General features: G+C 69.9%; 6 protein-coding genes. 4 read left to right on the forward strand and 2 right to left on the reverse strand.

The features are described from left to right. The 4 genes from VFZ20_RS04525 to VFZ20_RS04540 form a co-directional block, all read left to right on the forward strand. The coding region (locus tag VFZ20_RS04525) for a hypothetical protein (protein WP_329682642.1) at positions 1 to 345 on the forward strand (345 nt) is incomplete at its 5' end. Positions 346 to 512: 167 nt separating this feature from the next. Next, the gene (locus tag VFZ20_RS04530) at positions 513 to 1457 is read left to right on the forward strand and encodes a tetratricopeptide repeat protein (RefSeq protein ID WP_329682643.1); all 945 of its coding nucleotides are present in this window, start codon (positions 513 to 515) and stop codon (positions 1455 to 1457) included. Between the two features lie 600 nt (positions 1458 to 2057). Beyond that, complete coding sequence (locus VFZ20_RS04535) at positions 2058 to 2696, forward strand: YceI family protein (protein WP_329682644.1); 639 nt, start codon at positions 2058 to 2060, stop codon at positions 2694 to 2696. A gap of 298 nt (positions 2697 to 2994) precedes the next feature. Beyond that, complete coding sequence (locus VFZ20_RS04540; protein ID WP_329682645.1) at positions 2995 to 3174, forward strand: hypothetical protein; 180 nt, start codon at positions 2995 to 2997, stop codon at positions 3172 to 3174. A 208-nt stretch (positions 3175 to 3382) separates the two neighbouring features. On the opposite strand, the gene VFZ20_RS04545 is transcribed toward VFZ20_RS04540, so the two are convergent. Both VFZ20_RS04545 and fadI read right to left on the reverse strand, forming a co-directional pair. After that, a complete protein-coding gene (locus VFZ20_RS04545) occupies positions 3383 to 4792 on the reverse strand; it encodes a S8/S53 family peptidase (protein WP_329682646.1) in 1410 nt (469 codons plus the stop codon). 581 nt (positions 4793 to 5373) lie between these two features. After that, positions 5374 to 6672, reverse strand: coding sequence for an acetyl-CoA C-acyltransferase FadI (gene fadI, locus VFZ20_RS04550; RefSeq protein WP_329682647.1), 1299 nt, complete (start codon positions 6670 to 6672; stop codon positions 5374 to 5376). Positions 6673 to 7290: the final 618 nt, after the last annotated feature.

Here is a 7290-nt window from a genome sequence, read left to right on the forward strand (position 1 = left end):
CCGCGGCTGCGCGTGGGACGCACGGAGGTGTGCGCGCCGCGGCTGCGCAGCGGGGAAGACAACGGGTTCGGCGTGGCGGCGGCGGGCGGCGGCTGGGGCGACGTGCGGGACGCGTTCGCGCCGCCGGCCGTGGCCGAGATGTACGACCCGGCCACCATCTGGGTGCGGGTGGCGCTGGACTCGCGCGGCAACGTGACGGACGCCCGGCTGGAGCGGGGCCTGGGGCGCCGTGCGTACGAGATGCGGCTGCTCAACTACGTGCGCACCATCAGCTTCATCCCCGCCATGGAAGACGGCTATCCCGTTCCCGGACAGCTTTCCATGCCCCTGCGCCTGGGGCAGTAGCGGGCGGCCGGCGGGCCGAACCCCTTTTCAACGCGCCGGTTGCGCCGTATTCTCCCCACCGGCGTTCATTCCATCCAAGAGACTGCACCGGCGCGTCACGCGCGGCCGCCCCCCGGGGCGGGCCGCCGGACGCGCCCCCGTCCCGCCGCGCACCCCGGAGTCCCGTCGTGCCAAGGCTCGCCACCGCGCTCGCGCTGGTCACGGCTTTCCTGCTCGCCGCCTGCGCGGGCGTTCGCCGCACGCCGCCCACCGTGGCCGGCGAGCCGGAGGCCATCTCGCTCCTGGGCGCGCCCCTGTTCTCGCCGGAGCCGCCCCCCGCCGCGCGGGCGCCGCTGGACAGCGCGCTCACGGCCGCCTACGCCGTCTACCAGCGCGACCCCGAGAACGCCGACGCCATCATCTGGCTGGGGCGGCGCGTGGCGTACCTGGGCCGCTACCGCGACGCCATCGACATCTTCACGGAGGGCGTCCGCAAGCACCCGGATGACCCGCGGATGTACCGGCACCGGGGCCACCGCTACATCACCATCCGCCGTTTTGACGCGGCCGCGGCGGACCTGCAGCGCGCCGCCGTGCTCATGGCCGGCCGGCCGGACGAGGTGGAGCCGGACGGCGCGCCCAACGCGCGCAACATCCCCCTCACCACGCTGCACTGGAACGTGTGGTACCACCTGGGGCTGGCGCGCTATCTCCAGGGCGACTTCGGGCGGGCCGTCTACGCGTTCCGCAACGCGCTCACGGTGTCACGCAACGACGACTCGCGGGTGGCGGCCACGCACTGGCTGTACATATCGCTGCGCCGCGCCGGGCGGGCGGAAGAAGCCGCGTCGGTGCTGGAGCCCATCCGCGAGCAGATGGACATCATCGAGAATGAACCGTACCACCGGCTGCTGCTGATGTACAAGGGCCTCGTAACGCCCGACTCGCTGCTGGAGATCAACGGCACGACGGTTTCAACGTACGGGTACGGCGTGGGCAACTGGTTCCTGTACAACGGCCAGCCGGAGCGCGCGGAGGAGATCTTCTGGCGCGTGACGTCGGCCGAGAACTGGACTCCGTTCGGCTACATCGCCGCCGAGGCCGACCTGCGCCGCATCATCCGCCGCCGCTGAAACGCGCATTCGGCGGATGCGGATCGGCGGAGCCGGCGGGGGATCATCCTCCGCCGGCTTTCTTCGTGCAGCATTGTCGGGTCGGGAAATCGCGTGCTTTCCCGAGAGGCTGTTTCGAAACCCGCGCCTCCAAGGCGCCATCCTGAGGGAGCGCCGCGCGAAACGCGAATGCATGCGGGACTTTGGCGCGACCGAAGGATCTTGTGTGCGAAGCGTGAGGTTGGCCACGTGCCCCAAAGCCTGCTTGCCGCTTTGCGTGCAAGATCCTTCGTCGCCGCCCATTCAGCATGGGGATGGATCCAGCCAGCGCCTTCCTCAGAATGACAGCACGGGTGAGAAACGGCTCCTAACCCACCTGGGGACCGCTGTCAGGATGACAGGCGGGTGGTCGGGGTGGGGGGACGACACTGGGGATGTGGCATCGGCCGATGGGCACCAGCGGGTTACGGATGCGTGAAGCGCCTGTATAACGGGGTGGGGCGCGTGTAGATTATCCGCATCCATCCCGGATGCCGCGCGGAACGCCGCCCACGATCGGGCGGCGTTTCGTCGCGCGGGAGCTTTCCGATCGTCCAACCGGAACCACCCAGCACACCACCCATGCGTATTCGCGCCACCCTGCTGTCCCTGGCCGTCGTTCCCGCCGTGATCGGCGCCGCCGCGGCCGCCGCCCCCGCGCACCTTTCGCAGGCGCCCAGCTCCGTGCCGGCCACCGCCGTGCGCTGGCAGATCGACCAGGCGCACTCGGAGCTCACGTTCCGCATCCGGCACATGGTGAGCCGCGTGAGCGGGCAGTTCAACACGTGGAGCGGCACCATCACGGCCGATCCCGCCAGCCTGGCCGGCGGCTCGGTGTCCGTGGATATCCAGACGGCCAGCATCGATACCAACAACGAGCGCCGCGACACGCACCTGCGTTCCGCGGACTTCTTCGACGCGGCCAACCACCCCACCATCACGTTCCGCAGCACGCGCGTGGTGGCGAACGGGCGCAGCATCACCGTGCACGGCAACCTGACCATCCGCGGCGTGACCAGGCCGGTGGTGCTGGAGGGGCAGATGACCGACGTGGGCGGGCCGGCGGGCCGCCGGCGCATCGGCTTCGAGGCGGAGACCACCATCAACCGCATGGACTACGGCGTGGCGTGGAACCGCGCGGCCGAGGCCGGCGGCGTGGTGCTGGGCGACGAGGTGACCATCAGCATGGCCGTGGCTGCCGTGGAGCAGCCCGCCTCCTGATCCGCGCTCCCCACCCAGAAAACGAAGCCGGCCTCGCGTAACGGGGGCCGGCTTCGCGCATTTGGGGAACATCATGGAAGTCTCTTCCACAATTTCGCCGACAAAAGGGTGGACAACGCGCCTTTTGCGCGTTAGAGTGGAAGCAGACGATGTTCTTACGACGTTTCAGTGACTGCGACGAGAAAGAGCACCGTCTGTCGGGCCCTGCCGGGCGCGTTCGCATCGCCATCGCGGATCCGGGTTTTGCCCCCGCGGCATCCCTTCTCCGCGTCACCCATTCCGGCCAAGGAGACTCACCATGAAGAAGCGCAAGCTGGTCCTGGAAGAGATCGACATCACGTCGTTCGAGATCTCGGACAAGATGGCGGAACTGGGCACGGTGGAGGGCAACCAGTTCTCCAACCGCCCCGACAGCTGCCGGAACACCTGCGTGAACTACAGCTGCGACGGCGCCACCTGTTCGGTCGTCATCTGCTGACGCCCGGCCGCGCGCGCCGGCCGTTCGGTCTCCAACATCCCGCCCGGCAGGGCAGGGGGCTCGCAGCAGGCGCGCGCGGTGATGCCACGATGAACGAAGGCCCGCCTGCGCACGCGCAGGCGGGCCTTCAACCGTCCTTCAAGGATCCGGATCAGGCCGGGAGACAGCCCGTGAATATCGTTGCCGGCTGTCCCCTGTACCCCGCGGTTCAGAAGCCCGTGACCGCGCGGTACGCGTTGATGAGCCCGTAGCCTTCCTCGCCGTTGCGGCTGGGATAGTACTGCGCCGTCTGCTGCAGGCGGGCGCGCACCTGGTCCCGCGTAAAGCCGGGGTTGCGGCTCCACACCAGCGCGGCCACCGAGCCCACGACGGCCGTGGCGTTGCTGCTGCCGCCCATCCCCACGATGTCCGCCGTGTAGCGGCCCGTGCTGGGCACGTCCAGGTACGACGTGAGCTCCACGTCGCTGCCGTGGTGAATGCCGCAGGGCACGCCGCCGCCCGGGTACGTCACACCCGTGACGGCCACCACCTCGGGCATGTCGGCGGGGAACACCACGTTGCTGTCCAGGATGCCGTCCCAGCACCCGCTCGTCCCGGCCGCGCCGAAGAAGAGCACCTGCCGGCCGTAGTGCCAGTACTCGATCTCGTCCGACACCTGCCACAGCCAGTTGAGCGACTCCCACGCCATGACGATCACCTGGGCACCCTGCTGGTTGGCCAGGCGCACGCTGGCGGCGGCGTCGCTGCTGTTGACGGTGGCCACGCCGCTGGCGTGCCGCACGCTCACCAGGCTGGCGCGGTAGGCGATGCCGCCCACGTTCTGCCCGTCCCAGGGCGCGGCGATGATGCCGGCCATGCGCGTGCCGTGGCCGCACTCGTCGTACGCGCTGGCCTGCGACGAGATCCTGGCGAGCGTGAGCGTGCGCCCGGTGCTCTGGCCGGAGGTGAACGTGGTGGTGAACTGGCCCTGGCCCGAGGACAGGCCCGTGTCGATCAGGCCGATCTTGATGCCCGCGCCCGTGCTGTAGCTCCACGCGGCGGGGATGCCCATGGCCGTGAACTTTTGCGAGTACACGTCGCCCGTGGCGGTGTACTGGCGGTCGCCCGTCCACGCGCTGCCCCAGCCGCACCCGCCCACGCCGGCGAACTGCGGGATCTCCTGCTGCACCATCACCGGCTCCACGTAGTCCACGAACGGCAGCTTGCGGATGGCCGAGAGGGCGTCCTGGTCCGCCAGACGCAGCTGCAGCACGGGGAGGAGCTCATCCGCCGAGACCAGCTGCACGCCGCGCTGGGCCAGCACGGCCGCGCGGCCCTGCGCCTTCTGGTTGCGGTCCACGAGGATCTTTCCGCGCCACGTGCCGCGCACGCCGCCGGGCGCCTTGAGGCCCACGGCCACGAGCCCGTCGGAGGCCTGCACGAACGACCACAGCTCCGCGTCGCTCTTGTCCAGGAAGGTGCCGGGACGCTGCTGCTGGCGGGTGGGGATGGGCTCGCCGTTCAGCTGGGCCAGCGAGGGATCCACGTCGGGCTGGCCGGGGCCGGTGGGCGCGCCGTCGGAGCAGGCGGCGAGGGCCGCCAGCGCGAGCACGGCGGGAGTGAAGCGGCGGATGGGCATGGGCGTCCTCAAACGTGATGGGTCGAGAAACGGTGCGGGGCCGCCGAACACGCCGGAGGCCGCACCGGGAAGCGCCGTTTGTTTGGGAGAACGCCAACGATAACACACCTCCCCTTCCCGCCGCAACCTGCGCGACATTGCGTTCGTTGGTCGTACCCTGGATACGAAGCGCGGAATGGCTCGATGGAAGAATCTCACACGGGGCCTGCGGCCAACGGAGGCAACGGTAACTGATGAATGCTGTTCATCCGAATCCGCATAAAGACTGGACATCTTCATCTCGATTTCCCGAGGGAGCGCTCGCGCGGAATCCGCCCGTTCACGAGACGATGGGCGCGACCGAAGGATCTCCTCCGTGGGGCAGGGACTTTGCCGCTGGACTAGGATCGTGCCGGGGCGGGAAGATCCTTCGGGGCCGCACCCATTCCGGCGCGGTCGAGCTCGTGAGGGCCCCTCAGGAAACAACCGCGTTTCTGGATCCAGGATGAAACGCGAAGTACCCCGGCTCCGCGCGGAACCGGGGTACTCTGCTGCCTCTGCTCCCTCTGCGTGAGAAAACGCAGTTGGGGTTGTTCAGGAGATCAGGCGGGCGCGGACTCCACGATCATCACGAAGCCCATGGCGCCCGCCGCGCACACGCTGATCATGCCGAACTGCTCGCCGCGGCGGCGCAGCTCGTTCAGCAGCGTCACCGTCAGGCGTCCGCCCGTGGCGCCGAACGGGTGGCCGATGGCGATGCTGCCGCCCATCACGTTGATGCGGTCCTCGGGCGGCAGGCCCAGGGCCTTGTCGCGCCCCAGCCGCTCCTTCGCGATCTTGTCGGAGTCGAACCACTGCAGGTTGCTGAGCACCTGCGCGGCGAACGCCTCGTGCACCTCCAGCAGGCCAATGTCCTTCATGGTCAGCCCCGCGCGGTCAAACGCCGTGGGCGCCGCGTAGACGGGGCCCTGCAGCAGCTGGTCGCCCGGATCCAGGGCGGCGTAGGCGTAGCTGCGGATGTAGCCCAGCGGCTTGTATCCCAGCTCCCTGGCCTTGTCCTCGCTCATCAGCAGCACGGCCGACGCGCCGTCCGTCAGCGGCGACGCGTTGCCGGCCGTCACGCTGCCGTACCGGCGGTCAAAGACGGGCTTGAGCGTGGACAGCTTTTCCAGCGACGTGTCCTTGCGGATGCCGTTGTCGCTCGTGACCACCTGGTCGTACCTGGGCGGCACGTAGAACGGGGCGATCTCGGCCGTCAGGCGTCCGTCGGCGGTGGCGGCGGCGGCCAGCTGGTGGCTGCGCAGGGCCCACCGGTCCTGCGCCTCGCGGCTGATGCCGTTCTGCTTGGCCATCTTCTCCGCCGACTCGCCCATGGTCTCGCCCGTGGTGGGCTCGGCGATGGCGGGGGTGATGGGCGCGAAGTTGCGCGGCCGCAGCGAGCGGAAGGCGCTGATGCGCTCGCCCAGCGAGCGGGCCTTGCTGGCGCGCACGAGCGCGTTGCGCAGCTCCGGAGACGCCAGGATGGGGATGTCGGTGAGCGACTCGGCGCCACCGGCGATGACGATGTCGGCCATGCCCAGCGCGATCTGCTCGGCGGCGCTGGTGATGGCCTGGTTGCTGGACGCGCACGCCCGGCCCACGGTAAAGGACGGCACGCGGGGCGGGATGCCGCTGCCAAGCGTGACCTCGCGGGCGATGTTGGGCTCCTGCACGCTCTGCACGACCGTGCCGTACACCACGTGGTCCACCTGCTCCACGTCCAGCTCGGTGCGGGCGATGAGCTCGCGCACGGCGGCCTTGCCCAGCTCCACCGCCGTCACGTCGCGAAAGTCGGTGTTCGACTTGGCGAAAGGCGTGCGGCACCCGTCGATGATGGCGACCCTGCGGCCGTTGTTGTTCATGTGCACCCGTCGTTCGCGGAACGTGGCAGTGTGGGCGCGACAATCTTGGTCTGAGCGCAACTCATATCAAGTCCGTGCACTTGGGCGGGGGCGGATGGTGTTACGCGAGGGCCGCGCGGAAGGGCAGGAAAGGCGGCGAAGAACGCGCCTCGTTGTGACGTTCGCACTCCCGCACTCCCGCACTCCCGCACTGCCGTTTTGGGCGTGTCCCTCCGCTGCGCTCCGGGCCGGGCTGCGCGCGCCGTAGGGCACGATACAACTGTGCCCAACGGCGCCGAGCCTCCTCCGCACGACGGCACGATACGGCTGTGCCGCCTTGCTCCGGCGTCTCGGCCCTGCGGGCGCGCATCCCTCACGCGACGGCTCCGGACCGCCGGGCTCGTGTGGGTGGGGCAGCGTGTCTCTCGCCCGCCGAGGGCCCCCTCCCCCCGACCCCCTGCCCCCGCTTCGCGGGGGAGGGGGAGAACCCATCCCGTGCACGGAATGAGCTCCGCGCGCAGATCTCGCCTTCTCGCCAACCCCTCCCCCGAAGTTGGGGGAGGGGTCGCCGTCGAGCCGCGAGGAACGAGCGGCGCAGGCGGCGGGGGAGAGGGCCCCCCGTCGCGCAGCGACGGGTCC

This window comes from Longimicrobium sp. (assembly GCF_036280135.1).
Lineage (GTDB): Bacteria > Gemmatimonadota > Gemmatimonadetes > Longimicrobiales > Longimicrobiaceae > Longimicrobium.

What these genes read in the sequence shown, in the direction of transcription:
- VFZ20_RS04535 (WP_329682644.1), top strand. Translation starts at nt 2,058, where the DNA reads ATGCGTATTCGCGCCACCCTGCTGTCCCTGGCCGTCGTTCCCGCCGTG.
- VFZ20_RS04540 (WP_329682645.1), top strand. Translation starts at nt 2,995, where the DNA reads ATGAAGAAGCGCAAGCTGGTCCTGGAAGAGATCGACATCACGTCGTTC.
- VFZ20_RS04545 (WP_329682646.1), bottom strand. Translation starts at nt 4,792, where the DNA reads ATGCCCATCCGCCGCTTCACTCCCGCCGTGCTCGCGCTGGCGGCCCTC.
- fadI (WP_329682647.1), bottom strand. Translation starts at nt 6,672, where the DNA reads ATGAACAACAACGGCCGCAGGGTCGCCATCATCGACGGGTGCCGCACG.